At 64.6% G+C, this 20331-nt stretch carries 18 protein-coding genes; 6 read left to right on the top strand and 12 right to left on the bottom strand.

Features of this window, described 5'->3' with window-relative positions; translation table 11 throughout:
* Positions 1 to 140: 140 nt before the first annotated feature.
* On the bottom strand, positions 141 to 647 hold the full coding sequence (locus H1B27_RS40510) for a MarR family winged helix-turn-helix transcriptional regulator (RefSeq protein WP_061879700.1): 507 nt from the start codon (positions 645 to 647) through the stop codon (positions 141 to 143).
* Positions 648 to 796: 149 nt separating this feature from the next.
* Here H1B27_RS40510 and H1B27_RS35410 point away from each other — a divergent pair, with 149 nt between their 5' ends.
* Positions 797 to 2647: a feruloyl-CoA synthase gene (locus H1B27_RS35410; RefSeq protein WP_197969227.1), complete on the top strand. Its 1851-nt coding sequence runs from the start codon at positions 797 to 799 to the stop codon at positions 2645 to 2647.
* A gap of 358 nt (positions 2648 to 3005) precedes the next feature.
* On the opposite strand, the gene H1B27_RS35405 is transcribed toward H1B27_RS35410, so the two are convergent.
* Positions 3006 to 3512, bottom strand: coding sequence for a MarR family winged helix-turn-helix transcriptional regulator (locus H1B27_RS35405; protein ID WP_197969226.1), 507 nt, complete (start codon positions 3510 to 3512; stop codon positions 3006 to 3008).
* Between the two features lie 83 nt (positions 3513 to 3595).
* Here H1B27_RS35405 and H1B27_RS35400 point away from each other — a divergent pair, with 83 nt between their 5' ends.
* The 4 genes from H1B27_RS35400 (at position 3596) to H1B27_RS35385 (ending at position 7894) form a co-directional block, all read left to right on the top strand.
* Positions 3596 to 4804: a cytochrome P450 gene (locus H1B27_RS35400; RefSeq protein WP_061879697.1), complete on the top strand. Its 1209-nt coding sequence runs from the start codon at positions 3596 to 3598 to the stop codon at positions 4802 to 4804.
* 10 nt (positions 4805 to 4814) lie between these two features.
* The gene (locus H1B27_RS35395; RefSeq protein ID WP_061879696.1) at positions 4815 to 5138 is read left to right on the top strand and encodes a 2Fe-2S iron-sulfur cluster-binding protein; all 324 of its coding nucleotides are present in this window, start codon (positions 4815 to 4817) and stop codon (positions 5136 to 5138) included.
* Positions 5139 to 5196: 58 nt separating this feature from the next.
* A complete protein-coding gene (locus tag H1B27_RS35390) occupies positions 5197 to 6408 on the top strand; it encodes an ABC transporter substrate-binding protein (RefSeq protein WP_197969233.1) in 1212 nt (403 codons plus the stop codon).
* A gap of 67 nt (positions 6409 to 6475) precedes the next feature.
* Positions 6476 to 7894, top strand: coding sequence for an IS4 family transposase (locus H1B27_RS35385; protein WP_197969225.1), 1419 nt, complete (start codon positions 6476 to 6478; stop codon positions 7892 to 7894).
* A 133-nt stretch (positions 7895 to 8027) separates the two neighbouring features.
* On the opposite strand, the gene H1B27_RS35380 is transcribed toward H1B27_RS35385, so the two are convergent.
* A complete protein-coding gene (locus H1B27_RS35380; RefSeq protein WP_197969224.1) occupies positions 8028 to 9290 on the bottom strand; it encodes an NAD(P)/FAD-dependent oxidoreductase in 1263 nt (420 codons plus the stop codon).
* Between the two features lie 313 nt (positions 9291 to 9603).
* Here H1B27_RS35380 and H1B27_RS35375 point away from each other — a divergent pair, with 313 nt between their 5' ends.
* Complete coding sequence (locus tag H1B27_RS35375; protein WP_061879695.1) at positions 9604 to 10776, top strand: ABC transporter substrate-binding protein; 1173 nt, start codon at positions 9604 to 9606, stop codon at positions 10774 to 10776.
* Positions 10777 to 11110: 334 nt separating this feature from the next.
* Here the strand turns inward: H1B27_RS35375 and H1B27_RS35370 are convergent, their stop codons facing one another.
* From H1B27_RS35370 to H1B27_RS35330, 9 genes are all read right to left on the bottom strand, one after another.
* Positions 11111 to 12982: a bifunctional sugar phosphate isomerase/epimerase/4-hydroxyphenylpyruvate dioxygenase family protein gene (locus tag H1B27_RS35370; RefSeq protein ID WP_197969223.1), complete on the bottom strand. Its 1872-nt coding sequence runs from the start codon at positions 12980 to 12982 to the stop codon at positions 11111 to 11113.
* On the bottom strand, positions 12979 to 13716 hold the full coding sequence (locus H1B27_RS35365; RefSeq protein WP_197969222.1) for an ABC transporter ATP-binding protein: 738 nt from the start codon (positions 13714 to 13716) through the stop codon (positions 12979 to 12981). The genes H1B27_RS35370 and H1B27_RS35365 overlap by 4 nt, the downstream gene beginning before the upstream one ends.
* Positions 13717 to 13829: 113 nt before the next feature.
* Positions 13830 to 14573 carry an ABC transporter ATP-binding protein gene (locus H1B27_RS35360; protein WP_061879692.1) on the bottom strand — a complete coding sequence of 248 codons (744 nt, stop codon included), beginning with the start codon at positions 14571 to 14573 and terminating at the stop codon, positions 13830 to 13832.
* A complete protein-coding gene (locus H1B27_RS35355; RefSeq protein ID WP_061879691.1) occupies positions 14570 to 15568 on the bottom strand; it encodes a branched-chain amino acid ABC transporter permease in 999 nt (332 codons plus the stop codon). The genes H1B27_RS35360 and H1B27_RS35355 overlap by 4 nt, the downstream gene beginning before the upstream one ends.
* Complete coding sequence (locus H1B27_RS35350) at positions 15565 to 16440, bottom strand: branched-chain amino acid ABC transporter permease (protein ID WP_197969221.1); 876 nt, start codon at positions 16438 to 16440, stop codon at positions 15565 to 15567. Before H1B27_RS35350 ends, H1B27_RS35355 begins: the two co-directional genes overlap by 4 nt.
* Positions 16441 to 16618: 178 nt before the next feature.
* A complete protein-coding gene (locus H1B27_RS35345; protein WP_197969220.1) occupies positions 16619 to 17749 on the bottom strand; it encodes an ABC transporter substrate-binding protein in 1131 nt (376 codons plus the stop codon).
* Between the two features lie 56 nt (positions 17750 to 17805).
* Positions 17806 to 18684 (bottom strand): shikimate dehydrogenase, encoded by an 879-nt coding sequence (locus H1B27_RS35340; RefSeq protein WP_197969219.1) that lies wholly within the window; start codon positions 18682 to 18684, stop codon positions 17806 to 17808.
* Between the two features lie 132 nt (positions 18685 to 18816).
* Positions 18817 to 19755: a LysR family transcriptional regulator gene (locus tag H1B27_RS35335; RefSeq protein ID WP_197969218.1), complete on the bottom strand. Its 939-nt coding sequence runs from the start codon at positions 19753 to 19755 to the stop codon at positions 18817 to 18819.
* Between the two features lie 299 nt (positions 19756 to 20054).
* The gene (locus tag H1B27_RS35330) at positions 20055 to 20234 is read right to left on the bottom strand and encodes a hypothetical protein (RefSeq protein ID WP_082822056.1); all 180 of its coding nucleotides are present in this window, start codon (positions 20232 to 20234) and stop codon (positions 20055 to 20057) included.
* Between the last annotated feature and the right edge of the window lie 97 nt (positions 20235 to 20331).

The following is a 20331-nucleotide window of genomic DNA, read 5'->3' as shown; positions in this document are numbered from 1 at the left end:
TTGTGTACATTATCCGGGCAGGAAAATTATCCAGGATATTATCGTGAGATCAGTGGGTTGGTGGATATTTCGGCAGGGGCGCGAGCGGACGCGCCAGCGACCCGTGACGTGCATCTGCCCAAATCATGGGCAGATCGGGATCAGGTGAAGCCGGCGAGGATCCGGAGCAGCTGCGCCCTGTTCTCCCTGCCGATCTTCGCCTCGACGTGCCGCTCGTGCTCGGCCGCGAGCCGCTTGAACTTCGCCAGCGCGGTCTCGCCCTGCGCCGTAAGGTGCAAGGCATGGGAGCGCCGGTCCTCCTTCGACTTGATCCGCTTCACCAGCTTGCGCTGTTCGAGGCTGTCGAGCAGGTGCACCAGCCGGGCGCGCTCGATGCCGAGGCGCTTGGCCACCGCCATCTGCGACAGGCCCGGATTGGCGCCGATCACCGTCAGCACCGAATATTGCGTCGGCCGGATGTCGACCTCGCCGAGCGTCTTGATGAAGTCCTGAAAGATCCAGATCTGGAAACGCCGCACCGCATAGCCGGCATGGCCGGCCAGTGCGTCGAGGCCGACGTCGTCGGCGACATCGCGTGGTGCTGCGCCGTTGCCCGCGCGCTTTCGCGGGGTGTGGCGGCTGTCGACCCGGGCTGCGGTGGCTGTCACGTCGGTCTCTCCTGTCGCGCAACCCTATCGCCTCGTGGGCCTGAGTGAAAGATTGTTGTTGACGACAACAATTGTCGTGACCAACATTATGGCCAAGCGGCCCGGACGAGGCTGCGGTCGATCCCGTATCCGGGCGGAGGAGGAAACACATGACAGTCGCCCCAGATGGTGACGTTGCAGGACTGTTCGCAACGCCAAGGACGATCGCAGAGCAGCGCGCCGACGGCAGCATCGTGCTGCGATCGCCGGATCCGTTGCGCGATGGCGCCCGTTGCGTCGGCGACTGGCTGGAACAATGGGCGCGGCGAACGCCCGATGCGATCTTCCTGGCCGAACGCGGCAATGTCGAAGCGCCCTGGATCACCGTCACCTATGCCGAGGCGTTGCGGAAGGTGCGCGCCGCCGCGTCCTGGATCTTGGCGCAAGGCCTCTCCGCTGAGCACCCGCTCGCGATCCTCTCCGACAACAGCATCGATCACGCGCTGCTCGCGCTTGCCGCCCAGCATGTGGGCGTGCCATCGGCCGCGATCTCGCCCGCCTATTCACTGATGTCGAGAGACTTCGACAAGCTCAAGAGCATGATTGCGCTGCTCGAGCCGGGCGCGATCTACGTCTCCGCGGTCAGGCCGTTCGCGCCGGCGCTGGCAGCTGTCGCGCCGCTGCACCAGGCGCAGATCATCAGCGGCAATGCCGATGACGATGGCGCACTCGCCTTCCGCACCGTTGCGGCGACGCCCGAGACGCCCGACGTCGCAAGGGTCTTTGCCGCGCTCACGCCGGACACGATAGCGAAACTCCTGTTCACGTCAGGCTCGACCGGCACGCCCAAGGCGGTCATCAACACCCAGCGCATGCTGACCTCCAGTCAGCAAGCCAAGGCGCAGACCTGGACCTTTCTCGACGAGGGCCCCGGCAATCTCGTCATCCTCGACTGGCTGCCCTGGAGTCACACCTTCGGCGCCAACCACAATTTCAACCTCGTGCTGCGCAATGGCGGCTCGCTCTATATCGACGGCGGCAAGCCTGCCCCTGGTCTCTTCGCGACGTCGCTCGCCAATCTGAAAAGCGTGATCCCGACGGTCTATTTCAACGTGCCGCGCGGCTTCGACATGCTGGTCGCCGCGCTGCGCAGCGACGAGGAATTGCGCCGCCGCTTCTTCGGCGAGGTGAAATTCGCCTTCTATGCCGGCGCGGCGCTGCCGCAGAATCTCTGGGATGCCCTGGAGCAACTCTCTATCGAGACCGTCGGCCGTGCGTTGCCGATGGTCTCGGCCTGGGGCTCGACCGAAACCTCGCCGCTCGCCACCGATTGTCATTTCCTCGCCGAGCGCTCCGGCAACATCGGCGTGCCCATTCCCGGCACCGAATTGAAGCTCGTCGCCTCCGGCGACAAGCTGGAGGTCCGCGTGCGCGGCCCCAACGTCACGCCGGGCTATTGGAAGGCGCCGGAGCTGACCAGGCAAGCGTTCGACGAGGAGGGCTTCTACCTGATCGGCGACGCGGTGAAGCTTGCTGACAGCGCGCGGCCGGAGCGCGGCCTGTTCTTCGACGGCCGCGTTGCCGAAGACTTCAAGCTCAACTCAGGCACATGGGTCAGCGTCGGCACGCTGCGCGTTGCCGGCATCGCTGCGCTGGCACCGCTCGCACAGGATATCGTCGTCACCGGCCACGGCGGCGACGAGGTGCGCTTCCTGGTATTTCCAAACATCGCAGCTTGCCGCGCCCATGCCGGTCTGCCCGAGACAGCGGCTGTGAACGACGTGATCGCGCATGACCTGATCAGAACCACGATCGCGCAAGGCCTGGCGAGGCTGAAACTGCAGGGCCCCAACTCCTCCGGCCATGCCACGCGCGCGCTGCTTCTCGCCGAGCCGCCATCGGTGGATCGCGGCGAGATCACCGACAAGGGCTACATCAATCAGCGCGCCGTGCTGACGCGCCGGGCCGATGCGGTGGCGCGGCTGAATGATGATGCGTCGGCGGAGTGGGTCGGTCCGTAAGGAGTAGAGGTTCTCTCCACTCGTAAGCTCTCGTGCCCCGGACGCAGCGCAGCGCCCCGGCGATGCGAAGCATCGTCCGGTGTGATGCGCTGCAGAGCCGGGGCCCATCTATCCGAGTGCAGAGCCGGGACCCGGGGATCCAGGCCCGTAAACTAGCCCAGCATCCCTGCCGCAATATCTTGCCGATTCTTTTGTTGCCTAAGCAACTAATTTATGCGAACCGTTCCAGATAGAGATGACGGCGGGGGAACCGCCGCGTTCTTGTCTGGAGGAAACAATGCTCGGCACGAATGGTGCCGCCGGCAAACGCCGGCGCATGCCTGGAACTGTCGGAAGGTGCTGCCTGAGGCGCGACCCGTCAGACCTCAGTGCCGCCTGTCACCGCGCCGAGATTTTCGTGCAGCCGGCGCAGCAGGTCGATCAGCACCTCGCGCTCGTCCTTGCTCAGGCAGGACAACAGGCGTTTCTCACGTTCGAACGCAGCGACGATCACCTTGTCGTGGGTGGCGCGCCCCTTCGCCGTCAGCGAGATCGAATGCGTGCGGCCGTCATTGGGATCGGTGCGGATCGAGACCAGCCCGCGTTTCTCCAGTCCTGCCAGTGTCCGGCTCACCGGCCCCTTGTCGAAGCCGATGACGTGGCAGATTCGCGACGCCGGAATGCCGGGTTCGATCGCCAGCAGCGACATGATCCGCCATTCCGTGACGTTGACGCCGAACTGCTTCTGATAGAACGCGGTCGCGCTGTTCGAGAGCTTGTTGGCGATGAAGGTGATGAACGCCGGGACGTAACGGTCGAGATCGAGCGTCGGTCCCACATCATTGGGCGCGGGTTTCTGGCGGACTCTGGTCGAAGACGGCGGCATATCGGGTTTCTGACTCGCGGCGGGCCCGCTGACCTAAGGGCATGCGCTCCCCTTTCACAAGATCAAAATGAGGGAGGTCTTCCATGACCGTATCCGGCCCCGCTGGATCAGGCATTCCGCATCTCGACGTCGATCCCTTCGACATGAAGTTTTTTGCCGACCCCTACCCCACGCATGAGCTGCTGCGGGAAGCGGGCCCCGTGGTCTATCTCGACAGATGGAACGTGTACGCCGTCGCGCGCTACGCCGAGGTCCATGCCGTTCTCAACGATCCCGCGACCTTCTGCTCGAGCCGCGGCGTCGGGCTGTCCGACTTCAAGAAGGAGACGCCGTGGCGGCCGCCGAGCCTGATCCTCGAGGCCGATCCGCCGGCGCACACCCGCACCCGCGCCGTGCTGTCGAAGGTGCTGTCGCCCACCGTGATGAAGCAGGTCCGCGATCGCTTTGCCGCGGCGGCCGAGGCGCGGGTCGATGCGCTGCTGGAGACGCGCAGCTTCGATGCGATCACGGATCTTGCGGAAGCCTATCCGCTCTCGATCTTTCCGGATGCGCTCGGCTTGAAGCCCGAGGGGCGGGAGCATCTGATTCCCTATGCCAGCGTGGTGTTCAACGCCTTCGGTCCGCCCAACCAGCTGCGCCAGGAGGCGATCGAACGCTCGGCACCGCACCAGGCCTATGTCACCGAGCAGTGCCAGCGCGAGAACCTGGCGCCGGGTGGCTTTGGGGCCTGCATTCATGCACAGGTCGACGAAGGCGCCATCACGGCAACCGAAGCGCCGCTCCTGGTGCGCTCGCTGCTGTCGGCCGGTCTCGACACCACCGTCAACGGCATAGCGGCCGCGGTCTATTGCCTCGCCCGTTTCCCGGATCAATGGCAGCGCCTGCGCCAGGATCTTACGCTCGCGCGTGGCGCCTTCGAGGAGGCCGTGCGCTTCGAAAGTCCGGTGCAGACCTTCTTCCGCACCACCTCGCGCGAGGTCGAGTTGTCGGGCGCGCGGATCGGCGAGGGCGAGAAGGTGCTGATGTTCCTGGCCGCAGCCAATCGCGATCCCCGTCGCTGGGACAAGCCGGACAGCTACGACATCACACGCCGCACCTCCGGCCATGTCGGCTTCGGCTCCGGCATCCACATGTGCGTCGGTCAGCTTGTCGCCCGGCTCGAAGGCGAGGTGATGCTGACGGCGCTGGCCCGGCGCATCGAAAAGATCGAGATCACGGGCGAGCCGAAGCGCCGCTTCAACAACACGCTGCGCGGGCTCGACAGCCTGCCTGTCACCATCACTCCGGCCTGACGAGGAGCTCATGCCCGCCATCACCTTCATCCATCCCGACGGCAAGTCCGACCGCGTCGAGACCGGCGACGGCGAGAGTGCCATGCAGGCCGCGACCCGCCACGGCCTCGACGGCATCCTGGCCGAATGCGGCGGCAACGCCATGTGCGCCACGTGCCACGTGTATGTCGACGACGGCTCGCTCGCACTCTTGCCCGCGATGGCGGATGACGAAGACGCGCTGCTCGACGGCACCGCGAGCGAGCGGCGGCCGAACAGCCGCCTGTCCTGCCAGATCAAGATCACGCCCGCACTCGATGGGCTGGTGCTGAGACTGCCCGAACGGCAGGTCTGACTTTTCAAACGCGCCGGCAGAGACCGGCGCGCCAATCGACCAACAGGGGAGGGAAATGATGAAACGTCTGAAGTGGACGCTCGCGCTGGCCGCGAGCCTGGTAACTGGCGCGGCGAATGCCGAGATATCGGACAACGTCGTGCGCATCGGCGTGCTCAACGACATCTCCGGCATCTTCCAGGACACCAACGGCATGGGTTCGGTCGAGGCCGCGCGCATGGCGGCGGAGGATTTCAACGGCGGTGGAAAGGGCATCAAGGTCGAGATCGTCTATGCCGATCACCAGAACAAGGCCGATGTCGGCAACGCCATCACCCGCAAATGGCTCGACGTCGAGGGCGTCGATGCCATCGTCGACGTGCCGAACTCGGCGGTCGGCCTCTCCATCAATGCCCTGCTGCGCGACAGCCGCATGACGTTCCTGGCGTCGTCGACCGCAAGCTCGGATCTCACCGGCAAGGCCTGCTCGCCCAACACCATCCAATGGGTCAATGACGCCTGGGCAACCGGCAACACCACGGCGGCCGCGATGATGTCGCGCGGCGGCAAGGATTGGTATTTCCTCACGGTGGACTATGCGCTCGGCAAGGGCATCGAGGCGGAGGCGCAGAAATACATCGAAGGACACGGCGGCAAGGTGCTCGGCTCCTCGAAGCATCCGCTCGGCACTTCCGACTTCGCGTCCTTCCTGTTGCAGGCGCAGAGCTCCAAGGCGCAGGTGATCGGGCTCGCCAATGCCGGCGGCGACACCATCAACGCTGTGAAGCAGGCGGCCGAGTTCGGCATCCAGCAGAGCGGCCAGAAGCTCGTCGCCTTCCTGCTCTTCATCAACGACATCCACGGTATGGGCATCAAGGTCGCCCAAGGGCTCCAGCTCATGGAAGCCTTCTATTGGGACATGAACGAGGATACCCGCGCCTTCGCCAAGCGCTTCGCCGCCCGGCCCGGAATGAACGGCAAGATGCCGAGCGGCAATCAGGCCGGTGTTTACGCCTCTACGCTCGCCTATCTCAATGCGGTCGCCGTCACCGGCAGCGACAATGCCAAGCAGGTCGTGCCCGAGATGAAGAAGTTCAAGGGCAAGGACAAGCTGTTCGGCGACACCACGATCCGCCAGGACGGCCGCGTCGTGCACCCCATGTACCTGTTCGAGGTGAAGAAGCCGGAGGAGTCGAAATATCCATATGACTACTACAAGCTGGTCTCGACGATTCCCGCCGACCAGGCCTTCCGTCCGCTGACGGAAGGCGGATGTGAGCTAGTGAAGTAGCTATAGCCGAGCGCGCAACTGCACCCTCTTCCCTTGTGGGCTAAGGCGTGCACAGAATTTTCTTGCCTTGAGTGAATCGAGTCTGATTCTTTGTAATGCGGTTAAGAAGGATAACCGCATTGAAGGCAGGAATGGATTGGTCGGTCGGCCGTTTTGGAGACGTTCGACTGGCCAAAAGGGGGCGCTGTTGTTGCGGCGCGCCGTCGAACGCGTGACGATGAATCTGCGAGCAGCGGCCGATGGCCGCGCCGAATGGGTCGGCTTCAGCCGGTGGCTGAACAATCCGAGCGTAACGGTGGACGAGATCGTCGGGCATGGCGCAGAGGTGCTGTCGAAGCAGTGTGCAGGCCTGCATGTGCTTGCGATCCAGGACACGACGGAACTGAACTACGCGAGGCATGCGGGCCGGGTCCGCGGCCTTGGCCCTTCCGGGAACGGGATTGACCCAGGCCTGTTTGTGCATCCGGTGTTGGCCGTTGACGCCGGGAGCGGAGCCTTGCTCGGGCTCGCTGGGATGCAGATTTGGACGCGCCAGGGGCCTGCGTCGCCCGATTACCAGAGCCAGCCAATCGAAGAGAAGGAGTCCTATCGTTGGATAAAGAGCGCGGCCGACGCCAAGAGTGCGCTTGCTGCTGCGGCGATGGTCACGGTGGTTGGCGACCGTGAGAGCGACATTTACGAGGAATTTGACCGGATTCCTGACGCACGGACCCATTTGCTTACACGTGCCTGTCGCGATCGCGCCCTGGTGGGCGGCGGAAAGCTGTTTGATATTGCCGAAAGTTGGCCGGTCCAGCATAGCTTCGACTTGGAGGTTCGGGCACAGCCCGGCCGTGCGGCACGAACGGCCAAGATCGCACTGCGCTTTGGCGGGGTGACCATCAAGCGCCCGGCCAACTGCAGCGACCGGAAAGCTGCGCGTCAATTGACGTTGCGCTTGGTTGAAGTGAAGGAACTGGATCCCGTTATCGGGGAGTCGATCCACTGGCGCCTTCTCACCACTCATACGGTGACGACCGTGAAGCAGGCGCTGCAGATCGTTGATTGGTACCGTCAGCGCTGGCACATCAAGCAGTTGTTCCGCACCAGTAAAAGCCAAGGCCTCGACATCGAGAGCAGCCAAGTCGAGGCGGCTGAGGCATTGTTCAAGCTCGCTGCCATCGCGATGACGGCAGCTACCAAGATCATGCAGCTCGTCCTCGCCCGTGATGGCACGGTCGACCGCCCCGCCACCGACGTGGTGCCTCCGGACCAACTGCCGATCCTCGAAATCTTGCAGGTCCAGCTCGAAGGCAGGACTGACAAGCAAAAGAACCCTCACTCCAAGCACTCTGTCGCATGGCTCGCATGGATCATCGCTCGCCTCGGAGGATGGACCGGCTACGCCTCGGAGCGGCCACCAGGTCCCATCACTATGCGCAGAGGGTGGCACCGCTTCAAGCAAATGTCAGCCGGTTGGAGGCTCCGAGATATGTGCACGCCTTAGCCTTGTGGGGGAGGGTGGCTTCGCGAAGCGAAGGCGGGTGAGGGGTTCTCTCCTCATGGCAATCGTGCGAGTGGAAAGAACCCCTCATCCGGCGCTTCGCGCCACCTTCTCCCACAAGGGGAGAAGGAAAAAGCTACACCACCTTGCTTGACCCCTGCGTGATCAACCGCGCCGCCCGTTGGTCTCGCGCGTAGATCCAGAGCCAGCTGAGCGCGACGCTGAGGCGGTGGCGCAGGCCGATCAGGAAGTAGATGTGGGCGATGCCCCAGATCCACCATGCGATGGCGCCGCGCAGCTTGATGCGGCCGAAATCGATCACCGCCAGGCGCTTGCCGATCTGGGCGAGGCTGCCGGCATGCTTGTAGCGGAACGGGCCGGTCGCGGCGCCGCGCAGGCGCGCTCTTATGGTCTCGGCGACGTGGCGGCCCTGCTGCTTGGCGGCCGGTGCGATGCCGGGCACCGGCTTGCCGTTCCAGGCGTTGATGCTGACGGTGTCGCCGATCGCAAAGATCTCGGGATGGCCGGGGATGGTCAGGTCGGCTTCGACCTGCACGCGCCCGGCACGGTCGCTGGGGGCGCCCAGCCATTCGGCCGCGGGCGAAGCGCGCACGCCGGCGGCCCAGATTCGGGTCTTCGCCTCGAGCAGCTTGCCGCCGAACACGACGCCCTCGCGATTGATCTCGGTAACGGCCTGGCCGAGCACGACCTCGACGCCGATCTTTTCCAATGAGGCCTGGGCATAGGCCGAGAGGTCGTCGGGAAAGCCTGCGAGCACGCGCGGGCCCGCCTCGATCAGCACCACGCGCGCCTTGTGCGTGTCGATATTGCGGAAATCGCCGGGCAGGGTGTGATGCGCCATCTCGGCGATGGTGCCGGCGAGCTCGACGCCGGTCGGGCCGGCTCCGACGATGACGAAGGTCATCCGCGCCGCGCGCTTCTCCGGATCGGTCTCGCGCTCGGCGCGTTCGAACGCCACCAGGATGTGCCGGCGCAGCGTGGTCGCATCCTCCAGCGTTTTCAGGCCGGGCGCGAACTGCTCCCACTCGTCGTGGCCGAAATAGGCGTGCCGCGCGCCGGTGGCGAGCACCAGCGTGTCGTAGGGCACCTCGCTGCCGTCGTCGATCAGCACGCAGCGACGCCCCGTGTCGACGCCGCTCACGGTGGCAAACAGCGTCGTCACATCGCGGCGATCGCGCATGAGATGGCGGATCGGCCAGGCGATCTCGCTGGTCGCGAGCGAGGCGGTCGCGACCTGGTAGAGCAGCGGCTGGAACAGATGATGATTGCGGCGGTCGATCAGCGTGATCTCGACGGGAGCGCCCGCAAGCCGGTAGGTCGCCTCCAGCCCGCCGAAGCCGGCGCCGACGATGACGACGCGATGGGGATTTGCGGCCATGATGCACCTTCGAATCTCGCTGCTGCTCACCTTCATTTAAGTGCGGATTGGGCGCCGCGGTCCAATAGCCGTCATCAATCGCTGCATAGGCCTGATGTATCGATCTGGCGCGAAAAAGCGCCGCAGCCTGGACCAAGCCTTGGCCGAAGTGAGTAGAATTATATTTCTTGCCATCGCCGATTGAGGCGAAATATGGTGCAGGGCGGGCGCTGAGCCATTGGCGGCTCGACAGATTTTGCGTTCAATAGAAACAGGCCCGGGGCGGCGATCACCCCGTTTCCGGGACCGATAAGATAATATGGAGGGAGTGGTTATGAGGACGGCATTTTGGCTGGCGGGCGCAGCGGCGCTGGTGCTGGCAAATCAGGCATTCGCCGGCGACACGATCAAGATCGGTTTCGTCTCGACGTTCAGCGGCCCGACCGCCGTGATCGGCAACGACATGCGCAATTCCTTCGAGCTCGCGCTCGATCATCTCGGCCGCAAGATGGGCGGCAAGCCGGTGGAGGTGCTCTACGAGGACGACGGGCAGAAGCCCGATGTCGGCAAGCAGAAGACCGAGAAACTGGTGCAGTCGGACAAGGTCGACTTCATCGTCGGCTATATCTGGTCGAACGTGCTGCTCGCCTCGCTCAAGACCGCGGTCGATTCGAAGACCTTCCTGATCTCGGCCAATGCCGGTCCGTCGCAGCTCGCCGGCGAACTGTGCTCGCCTTACGTGTTCTCGACCTCCTGGCAGAACGACCAGACCCCGCAGGCGGTCGGCACCTATATGAACCAGAAGGGCGTCAAGTCGGTGTTCCTGATCGGCCCGAACTACGCCGCCGGCAAGGACATGCTGGCCGGCGTCAAGAGCACCTTCAAGGGGCAGGTCGTGGGTGAGGAATACACGGTGTGGCCGAGCCAGCTCGACTTCTCCGCCGAGCTCTCCAAGGCGCGCGCCTCCGGCGCCGAGTCGATCTTCGTGTTCTACCCCGGTGCCGCCGGCGTGCAGTTCCTCAATCAATATGCGCAGGCCGGGCTGAAGAGCACGATGCCGCTCTACACCGCCTTCACCATCGACGAGCTCTCGCTGCCGCTCCAGAAGGAGAACGCGCTCGGGGTGCCCGGCGCGCAGCAATGGGTCAACGACCTCCCCAACGAGCAGAACAAGCGCTTCGTCGCCGACTACCGCAAGAAGTACACCGGCCTGCGCCCGACCTTCTACGGTGCGCAGTCCTATGACGCCGCGAACCTGATCAACAGCGCCGTCGTCGCCGTGAACGGCGACACCTCGAAGAAGGACGAGATGAAGGCCGAGATGGAGAAGGCCAACTTCAAGTCGGTGCGCGGCGCGTTCAAGTTCGGCAACAACCACATCCCGATCCAGAACTTCTACCTCCAGGACGTGGTCAAGGATTCCGAAGGCCAGCTCGCGCTGAAGACCGTCGCCACCATCGTCGAGAACGACCAGGATCGCTTCCACGACAAGTGCAAGATGAAGTGAGGTTGGTGCTCCCAGCTGCCTCTGTCCCTCTCCCCGCTTGCGGGGAGAGGGACAGGGTGAGGGGGATTCTCCGCGGGGGCGGTAGACGTTGAGTTCGCAACTACTCACCACATCGTCATTGCGAGCGCAGCGAAGCAATCCAGTCTCTTTCCGCGGAGGGATTCTGGATTGCTTCGCTGCGCTCGCAATGACGAGTTGAGGGAGCGTTGCTCTTGATTGTGATGTGACTCGCTGAGAGTTCCCCTCACCCGGAATTTGCTCTCGCAAATTCCGGCTTCTCTCCGCATCCGCCTTCGCCAAAGCTTCGGCGGACAAGCGCGGGGGAGGCGAAGAACTACACCCTTGGCATGCTCATCGGCCTCACCTCGCGGGCCTGCGCTGCGAGCCTGATGGCGGCGTTGGACGCGCCAAAGCCCTGATAATTCCTGCGCTCGACGATCTCGAAGAAGAAGCGCTCGTCGAAGATGTGGGTGTAGACCTGGAAGAATTCGCCGTCGCCCTCGCGGTCGTAGAGGATGTGGTTGGCGCGCAGCTGCGCCATCAGCTCGGGCGCGAGGTCGTATTTGGCTTCGACATCGTCGTAGTAGTTCTCGGGGATATCCAGGAAGTCCGCGCCGCGCTTGCGCATCGCGGCAACGGCCGCAAAGATATCCCGGCATGCGAACGCGACGTGCTGCACGCCCGAGCCGAAGAACTCGGAGATGAAGCGCGCCGGCAGCGTCCGGTTGGCGGAGGAGCCGTTGAGCACGAAACGCAGGCTTTCGTCGCCGTTGATGATGGCCTGGCTCTGCACGAGGCCTCTGGGGTCGACGATCTCCATCTGCGGCCGCCGCTTCAGATCGAGGATGCCGGTGTAGAACAACAGCCAGGACAGCATCTCGTCATAGGGCATCGACTGTGCGATGTGATCGACCGCGAGCAGTGCATCGCCGCTTGCATCGCTTGCAACCGGCTCGAAATCGGTACCCCAGTTCTTGCCGGCCTGATCGAGAAAATAGAGCAGGCTGCCGCCGACGCCGTGGATCGCGGGGATCTCGAGTTCGCCCGGCCCGACCGGCTGGTAGAAGGTCCGCGCCTTCAGCGTCTCGGCGCGCTGCATGGCGAGGCCGGCATTGTCGACATCGAGCGCAATCGCGCAGACGCCGGGACCATGGGTGACGTAGTGCGAATGGGCAAAGCCGTCGGTCTCGCAATTGATGACGAGCTCGACCTTGCCCTGCGACCAGCGCTCGACAGCCTTGCTGCGGTGCCGGCCGGTCTTGCGGAAACCGAGCTGCGAAAACAGGCGGCCGAGTTCGCTCGCCTTGGTCTCGTTGACGGCGAACTCGATGAAGCCGGTGCCGCGACTTCTGGCTTTCGGTGCCAGCGGCTCGCCGGCAAGCTTCGGCCAGTCCGGCGCGAGCTGGTCCTCCAGCAGGATCAGCGAGCGTAGCCCGTCGATCGCAGTCTGCGCCGCCGAGCCGGCGCGGAACTGGTCGTTGAATATCTCCAGCGACAGCGGCCCGGCGTAGCCGGTCGCCGCAATCGCGGCCATGAACTCGCCGATCGGCAGGTCGCCCTGGCCGGGGAAGGAGCGGAAGTGCCGGCTCCAGGAGAGAATGTCGAGCTCGAGCCTCGGCGCGTCCGCCAGCTGCACCAGAAAGATCTTGTCGCCGGGGATCGAAGCGATCACACGGGTCGGAAAGCCCGGCGCCAGGGCGTGAAAACTGTCGAGGATGATTCCGATCGCGGGATGATCGGCGCGGCGCACGATCTCCCAGGCGTCGCGATAATCGTTGACATGGCGGCCCCAGGCCAGCGCTTCGTAGCCGACGCGCAAGCCGCGCCTGGCGGCTCGCTCGCCAAGCTCGCGAAAGTCGTTCGCGGCGCGGTCGATGCCGCCGAGCGAGGCGGGCGACACGTTCGAGCAGATCAGCAGCAGGTCGGTGCCGAGCTCCTGCATCAGATCGAACTTCCGCTCCGCGCGGCCGAAGTTGCGCGCGCGCTGGGGCTCCGGCATGCCTTCGAAATCGCGGAACGGCTGGAACGCGCAGATCTCGACATTGAGATCGCGGCAGAGCTTTGCGATGTCGCGCGGGCCTGCGCCGAACGACAGCAGATCGTTCTCGAAAATCTCGACCGCGTCGAAACCTGCGGCCGCGATGGCGCGGAGTTTCTCGTCGAGAGCGCCAGAGAGGGAGACCGTTGCGATCGAGCGCTTGTTCATGCCGCGCTCTCCTCCATGGCGCCGCCGAGGAAAAGCTGGCCGATGCGCGGATCGTTCAGAATGCGCCTGGCGTCATCGACCATGCGGGTCTGGCCGAGCTCGAGCACGATGCCGATGTCGGAGATCTCCAGCGCCGAGCGCGCGTTCTGCTCGATCATCAGGATGGTGACGCCGCGGTCGCGCAGGGATTTCAGGATGTCGAAGGTCTGCTGCACCATCAGCGGCGACAGGCCGATCGAGGGCTCGTCGACCAGCACGAGTTTCGGCTCGAGCAGCAGCGAGCGGGCAATCTCGAGCTGCTTCTGCTCGCCGCCCGACAGCGTCGAGGCCTGCTGCGCCGACTTGCGGCGCAGCGCGGGGAAGAGGTCGAGCGCCGCCTCGATCCGCCGGGGCAGGTCGAGGCCCTTGTCGGCGGCGACGCCGCCGAGCTCGATGTTGTGGCGCACCGACAGCTCGGGAAAGATGTTGCGCCCCTGCGGCACGTAGCAGATGCCGGCGTTGAGCAGCGCGCGCTGGCTCCAATTCGTGACATCGCGACCCGCGAAGCTGATCTTGCCCTCGCGCAGCCTGAGCAGGCCGAAGATCGCCTTGAACACGGTCGACTTGCCGGCGCCGTTCGGGCCGATGATGGTGGTGATGGTCGCCTGCGGCACGGCGAAGGTCGTGCCGTTCAGGATCGTCATCTTGCCGTAGCCGCCGACGAGATTGTGGACCGAGAGGATCGGGTCACTCATCACTCGCTCCCTACAGCATGATCCGGAAAAGTGCGCAGCGGTTTTCCGACAAGATCATGCTCAAACAACAAGGCTAAAGCGCGATGCCGGTTCATTCTAATCTCCATCGCGCTTTAGTGTCCGAGATAGGCTTCGATCACGGCGGGGTTCTTGCGGACCTCGTCCGGCCGTCCCATCGCCAGCACCTTGCCCTCCGCCATGACCATCACGCGCGAGCACAGCGACATCACGAACTCCATGTTGTGCTCGATCACGACGAAGGTGGCGTTCTTCTCGCGGTTGATCGCGACCAGGCGCTCCTTCAGGTCAGCCAGCATCGACGGGTTGACGCCGCCGGCGGGCTCGTCGAGCAGCACCAGGCGTGGTCCGCCCATGAAGGCCATGGCGGCATCGAGCAGCTTCTGCTGGCCATAGGAGAGACCACCGGCCGGTTCGTCGGCGAGATGATCGAGCTTGAAGAAGCCGATCATCTGGTTGGCGGCGTCGGTCAGCCCCGCATCGGAGCGGCCGACCAGGCGCGAGGCCATGTTGCCCTGGTGCTCCTGCCCGGCGAGGATCAGGTTTTCCCGCACCGAGAGCTTTGGGAACACCTGCAGCAGCTGGAAGGTGCGGCTGACCCCGAGCCTGTTGAGCTCGGACGGACGCAGGCCGGTGACGACCCGCCCGTCAAGCTTCACTTCGCCGCCGCTCGGGCTGAGCTGGCCGAGGATGCAGTTGAACAGGGTCGACTTGCCGCAGCCGTTCGGGCCGATCAGGCCGAGAATCTCGCCCTCGCGCACGTCGAACGAGACGCCGCCGACGGCGCTGATGCCGCCGAAGTTCTTCTTGATGTCGGTGACTTCGAGGACCGCACTCATTGCGCCGTCTCCAGGCGGGATTTCGCGACGGCACGTAGCGCCGAAGCCGCTTTGGTACGGCGTTCGGCGAGATAACGGTCCAGGAGTCCCAGAATGCCCGTCGGCGACCAGATCAGCAGCAGCATCACGGCGACGGCGTAGAGCATCAGATAATAGCCTTCGGTGAAGCGCAGCCATTCCGGCAGCAGCACCGCGATCATGGCGCCAAGGAAGGGGCCGAAATAGAACCCGGCGCCGCCGACGATCACCATCATTAGCAGGTCGAGCGAGAGCGACAGGTTGAACGGAACAGGGTCGATATATTGCGTCAGCGGCGCGTAGAGCGCGCCGGCGACGCCGCCGAGCGCCGAGCCGATTGCGAACGCCATCAGCGTATAGCGCCGTGTGTCGATGCCGAGCGATTGCGCGCGCAGCGGATTTTCGCGCAGTGCCATGAAGGCGCGGCCCCACGGCGAGCGGATCAACCACCACATCGCGAGCGACACGATCGCAAGCGAGGCGAGACACACATAGTAGAACGGCAGCGGCTTGTTGGTTGCCAGCCCGAAGATGTGCGGGCGCGGGATGTTGGAGATGCCGTAGATGCCGCCGGTCAGCCAGCTCTCGTTGCGGAACACCAGGAAGGCGAGCGTGGAGAAGGCGAGCGTGACGAAGGCGAGATAGTGGTGCTGCACGCGCAGCGCGGGATAGCCGAGCACCCAGCCGACCGCGAAGCTCAGGACGATCGCGACCACGATCGCCGCCGGCAGGGGCCAACCATGCGTCGTCATGATCGCCGCCGCATAAGCGCCGATGCCGACGAAGGCACCCTGCGCCAGCGAGACCTGGCCGGCATAGCCGAGCGTAAGATTGAGGCCCATCGCGGCGATGCTCATCACTGCCCATTGGCTGAGGATGAACAGGCCGTAGCGGTTGAAGTTCATGGGGACGATGATCAGCGCGGCGATGACGGCAAGGCCGAGCGCGATCTTCAGGGGTTTGGCGAAGCCGCTCATACGGTGCGCTCCTCGGCACGGCCAAGCAAGCCCTGCGGCCGGAACAGGATGACTGCGATCAGGAAGATCATCGGCACGGCGGCGCGGTACTGCGTCGAGACATAGGCGGCCGCGAGATTGTCGAGCACGCCGATCAACAGGCCCCCGGCGATCGCACCGCGCACCTGGTTGAAGCCGCCGACGATTGCGGCGATGAAGGCGGCTTGGCCCAGCACCTCGCCGGAGGAGAACTTGGCGAGGTAAATCGGCGTGATCAGGAGCGAAGCCAGCGCGACCAGGAAGGCGTTGATCAGGAAGGTCAGCAGGATCATGCGCTCGACCGGGACGCCAATGATGCGCGCCACCGTCGGGTTCTGCGCCGCCGCCTGCATCTGGTGGCCGAGCGAGGTACGGTTCAGAAGCGTCGTCAGTCCAAGCACGGCGAGGATGGCGACGACGAGCACGCCGATGCTCTGCAGCGAGACGGCGTGGCCGAGGATGGAGATGTCGCCGGTCGGCACGACCGAGGGGAAGGGTGACGCTTCCGCGCTGTAGAACTGCTTGACGGCCTCCTTGATGCCGATGGCGAGCGCCATCGTCGCAATCGCCAGCGGCAGCACGCCATGGCGCATCATCGGGTCGACCAGAAGCAGCTTGAAGGCGAGGCCGAGCAGGATCATCGAGAGCAGGATCCCGAGGATGATGGCGAGCCAGAACGGCGCGCCCACATGCATGGCCGCCAGCATGAGGAACGCCGGCAGCATCACGAACTCGCCTTGGGCGAAATTGATGGTCTGCGAGGTCTGCCACAGCAGCGTGAAGCCGACCGCGACCAGCGCGTAGATCGCGCCAGTTGCAAGTCCCGCGACCAGAAGATCGAACAGGTTGGACATGTTCCCCTCTTTATCTCACTCCGCTCTATCGTCTCCCTCTCCCCGTTCTCACGGGGAGAGGGCGGGGTGAGGGGCTGTCTCCGCGAACTCAACTGTCACCGTGACTGCGGAAGCAGCCCCTCATCCCAACCCTCTCCCCGCGAAGAGCGGGGCGAGGGAGAAGAAGGGCGAGAGCGCCTCACTTTACCTTCGGCAGCACCTGCTTCACGACCTGCTTGCCCTCGACGACCTCGACCAGGAAGCTCTGACGATCGATGTCGCCGGTGTCGCTGAAGGTGACGTCCATCAGGATGCCCGGCTCGTCGGCGGCCTTGATGGTCAGGCCGTGCAGCGTGTCGGCGAACTTCTTGGGGTCGACCTTGCCCATCTTCTCGGTGGTGGCCTTCACCATATAGACGGCGAGATAGCCCTTCAGGCCGTTGTGGTCCGGCACGTAATTGTACTTCTTGGAGAACTTCTCGCGGAACGCCTTGATCAGATCGACCGGGGCATCCGTGGTGAGGCCGACATGGCCACGCGCGCCGTTGGCGGCATCGCCGGCGAGCTCGATCACCTTCTGGCCGATCAGCGTGGTCTCGCCCATCAGCGGCACAGTGACGCCCTGCCGCTTCAGCTCCTTGAGGATGCGCGCGCTCTCTTCTTCGTTGAGATACACGAACACGGCGTCGGGGTTGGCGGCCTTGATCTTGCCGACGTCGGCCGCGAAATCGGCCTGGCCCGCCTCGGTCGAGAGATCGGCCACCACCTTCGAGCCGAGCCGGTCGAGCTCCTTGATGACGACGTCGCGGCCGCCGCGGCCGAAATCGTTGTTGACCCAGATCACGGCCACCGACTTCGCCTTCATCTCGTCGTGGATGTACTTTGCGACCTTCGGCATCGAGGATTGCTGGCCGAACGAGGTGCGGAACAGGTACTTGTTGCCTTGTTGCGTCAGCTCGGCGGCCTCGCCACCCATGATCTGCGCGATGCCGGCCTCGGCGGCGAGCGGCGCGGTGACCTTCACCGAGCCGGAATAGCCGGGCCCGAGCAGCACATACGGTTCGCCGTCGAGCGCCTTCTGCACCTGCGCGCGGGCGACGCCGGGGTTGGACTGCGAGTCGGCGTGGGTGACCTCCAGCTTGCGGCCGAGCACGCCGCCCTTGGCGTTGATCTCCTCGACCGCGAGGTCGATGCCGTTCTTCCAGTTGGTGCCGACGGTGGCGCCGCCGCCGGACAGCTCGGCGACGTCGGCGAGCTTGATCGCCTGGGCGTAGGCGCTGGTTGCGGTCATGATGGTGAACAGCGCGCCCACCAATAGCGTTGGTTTCATCGTCCTCTCCTCCCGTTTCGAATCTTGCAAGCGGCCTTGTGTCCGGCCGCTTTGCCTCAAGCTGCCTGATAGGCGGCACTGCGCGCAGCCATCACGGCATCAAAAGCCTCTCCCATGATCTCGGTCGATGGGGCAAGGCCGGTGAACAGTTCGAAGGCGTCCGCGGCCTGGTAGATCGCGAGCTCGCGTCCGGTCATGATCCGGGCGCCTTTCTCTCGCGCTGCGGCAAGCAGCGGCGTGATCAGCGGCGAATAGACGGCGTCGGCGACCCACAGGTCCGCCCTGAGCAGCGCCGCCGGTACCGGCGCGTCACGGCTCGGCAGCATGCCGACTGGCGTGCCGTTGACGAGGCCGGTCGCGCCAACGAGCGCGTCCTCGATGCTTCCAGCCACCCTCGCACCGCCTTGCCCGGCGAGCAGCCCAGCGAGTTTCTCAGCGCGCGCCGGCTCGCTGTCGAAAATGCGGATGTCGGCGACCTTCAGGCTCGCCAGCGCGAACGCGATGGCCTTGCCAACGCCGCCGGCGCCAATCACCGCGACGGCATTGCCGGACGGCGCAAGCAGTGGCGCCACCGCCCGGGCGAAACCCGTGGTGTCGGTGTTGTGGCCGGTCAGCCGGCCATCTCCGACGACGACGGTGTTGACCGCGCCCATGCTGGCTGCGCCCGGCGCCAGCGCGTCGAGCAGCGGGACCACGGCCTCCTTGTAGGGGTAGGTGACATTGACGCCGGCGAAGCCGAGCCGCCGCACGCCTTCGAGCATCATGCGGAGCCCGGCCGCGTCGGCGCCGGCGACCTCGATGAGCTGGTAGTGACCGCGCAGGCCAAGCGCCTCGGCGGCGCGTTCATGCATGGCGGGGGACGCGGAATGCGCGATCGGCGCGCCGATCAGGCCGGTGAGAAGCTTCTTGCTGGCGGCGTATCCGCGCTTCGACATGGTTCGCCATCGTCTCGTTGGGAGCGTCCGGTCCCGGCCATTAGCGGGGAAAACCGCGCAATTCCAGCTGCGACGATAGCCTTTCCTCCGCCTAACACAATTACCCTTTTATCCGGCAAACCTAACATCATGTTATTTCTTCCGGCCCCGTGCCGAAACGGTCTTGCCGTTGCCGCGCAACGGCTCGACCGCGCGCATCTCGGTGCGCAGGGACTCGATGAAATACTCGGCATGCAGCGACAGCGGCGCGCCGCGCTTCACTGCGACATAGGTGTCGAACCGTGTCGGCTCGGTGATCTTCAACAGCTCGATCCCCGGATAGCCGCCATGGGCCACCGTGAACTGGTCGATGATGGCGATGCCGAGCCCCGCCTTCACCAGCGCGCAGACCGTGGTGCCGAAGCGCGCGCGGATGGTGATGTTGTAGTCGAGTCGGTTGCGCGCAAAGATCTCGGCCATGATCCGCCCATAGGGATCGTTCGGGTCGATGCCGATCAGCGGATAGCGGGTGATCTCGGCGGCGGAGACCTGCTTGCGGCCGGCGAGCTCATGGCCGGGCGGAACGATGCAATAGAGCTCGCCCGAGGCGAGCGGCATGAAGTCGAGCCCGGAGTGCTCCAGCCGGTAGCTCATCGCGACGCACTCGCCGCGGCCGAGCAGGAGATAGTCGATGGCTTCCTCGAGCTTGAGGATGTTGATGTCGATGCCGAGATCGGGATAGCGGCGGCGGACGCGCTCGATCGCGCGCGGCACCATCACCTGCGAGATGCTCGGCACCGAGCCGATGCGCAGCTCCGAGAGGCCGCCGCGGCCGATCTTGGAGATGATCTCGGAGAGATCGTCGACCTTCTTGTAGACGCCGTTGATCTGCTCGAAGATGTTCTCGGCTTCCGGCGTCGGGAAGTAGCGCCCGTTCTGGCGCTGAAAGAAGCGGATGCCGAGCGAGCGTTCGGTGTATTTGACCAGACGGCTGATTCCCGGCGCCGACACGTTGAGCAGCTTCGCCGCACCGCCGATGGTGCCCGTCACCATCACGGCACGGATCACTTCAACCTGGCGCAGCGTCATCATGGCCTTGAAATGTCCTTGGCATCCGGAAGACGATCGTGGCGGCGATCATCTCACGAGAGCCGTGATGTCATCCAGCGGCAAGTGGGGTGTCGATGTGGACGGAGGCGGCAGACTCTGCCTTCTCCCCTTGTGGGAGAGAGACCCCTCATCCGGCGCTTCGCGCCACCTTCTCCCACAAGGGGAGAAGGGAAACCACATTTTCAGCCAGAGAGTTTCGACTACAATCTGCGCGCTCAAATGGAAGGGCCGCGTCGCCGCGCGATCAGTTGCATCGGCGTCGTTTGTTGCAACTGCGATGGCTAGCTCGCCGGGCCCTCGGGCGATACGTTCTCGGCCGCCTCCGCGTGCTCGCTTTGCAGCACCTTGCGCGCGAACTCGATGATCTTCTGCTTGTTCGCCGTTTCGCGGACGGCAAAAAACACGCGGTTCAATTCCAGTCCGAGCACGCTGTTGAGGGCAATGTCCTCGTCTTCCATCATTGGTTTCCCGCTTCAGACATTTCAGGTGTATCGCGGCGTAAATTCTGCCACAAGTAGTTTAAATCTTCAGAGCAGATCGGCACCGGGAAACTACGGC

This window comes from Bradyrhizobium diversitatis, assembly GCF_016031635.1.
GTDB lineage: Bacteria > Pseudomonadota > Alphaproteobacteria > Rhizobiales > Xanthobacteraceae > Bradyrhizobium > Bradyrhizobium diversitatis.
Note: the sequence above shows the minus strand (reverse complement) of the source record. Positions and strands in the feature narration are given on the sequence as shown.

Coding starts and splice junctions, on each gene's coding strand:
- H1B27_RS35410 (WP_197969227.1), top strand. CDS start 797: ATGACAGTCGCCCCAGATGGTGACGTTGCAGGACTGTTCGCAACGCCA.
- H1B27_RS35405 (WP_197969226.1), bottom strand. CDS start 3,512: ATGCCGCCGTCTTCGACCAGAGTCCGCCAGAAACCCGCGCCCAATGAT.
- H1B27_RS35400 (WP_061879697.1), top strand. CDS start 3,596: ATGACCGTATCCGGCCCCGCTGGATCAGGCATTCCGCATCTCGACGTC.
- H1B27_RS35395 (WP_061879696.1), top strand. CDS start 4,815: ATGCCCGCCATCACCTTCATCCATCCCGACGGCAAGTCCGACCGCGTC.
- H1B27_RS35390 (WP_197969233.1), top strand. CDS start 5,197: ATGAAACGTCTGAAGTGGACGCTCGCGCTGGCCGCGAGCCTGGTAACT.
- H1B27_RS35380 (WP_197969224.1), bottom strand. CDS start 9,290: ATGGCCGCAAATCCCCATCGCGTCGTCATCGTCGGCGCCGGCTTCGGC.
- H1B27_RS35375 (WP_061879695.1), top strand. CDS start 9,604: ATGAGGACGGCATTTTGGCTGGCGGGCGCAGCGGCGCTGGTGCTGGCA.
- H1B27_RS35370 (WP_197969223.1), bottom strand. CDS start 12,982: ATGAACAAGCGCTCGATCGCAACGGTCTCCCTCTCTGGCGCTCTCGAC.
- H1B27_RS35365 (WP_197969222.1), bottom strand. CDS start 13,716: ATGAGTGACCCGATCCTCTCGGTCCACAATCTCGTCGGCGGCTACGGC.
- H1B27_RS35360 (WP_061879692.1), bottom strand. CDS start 14,573: ATGAGTGCGGTCCTCGAAGTCACCGACATCAAGAAGAACTTCGGCGGC.
- H1B27_RS35355 (WP_061879691.1), bottom strand. CDS start 15,568: ATGAGCGGCTTCGCCAAACCCCTGAAGATCGCGCTCGGCCTTGCCGTC.
- H1B27_RS35350 (WP_197969221.1), bottom strand. CDS start 16,440: ATGTCCAACCTGTTCGATCTTCTGGTCGCGGGACTTGCAACTGGCGCG.
- H1B27_RS35345 (WP_197969220.1), bottom strand. CDS start 17,749: ATGAAACCAACGCTATTGGTGGGCGCGCTGTTCACCATCATGACCGCA.
- H1B27_RS35340 (WP_197969219.1), bottom strand. CDS start 18,684: ATGTCGAAGCGCGGATACGCCGCCAGCAAGAAGCTTCTCACCGGCCTG.
- H1B27_RS35335 (WP_197969218.1), bottom strand. CDS start 19,755: ATGATGACGCTGCGCCAGGTTGAAGTGATCCGTGCCGTGATGGTGACG.
- H1B27_RS35330 (WP_082822056.1), bottom strand. CDS start 20,234: ATGATGGAAGACGAGGACATTGCCCTCAACAGCGTGCTCGGACTGGAA.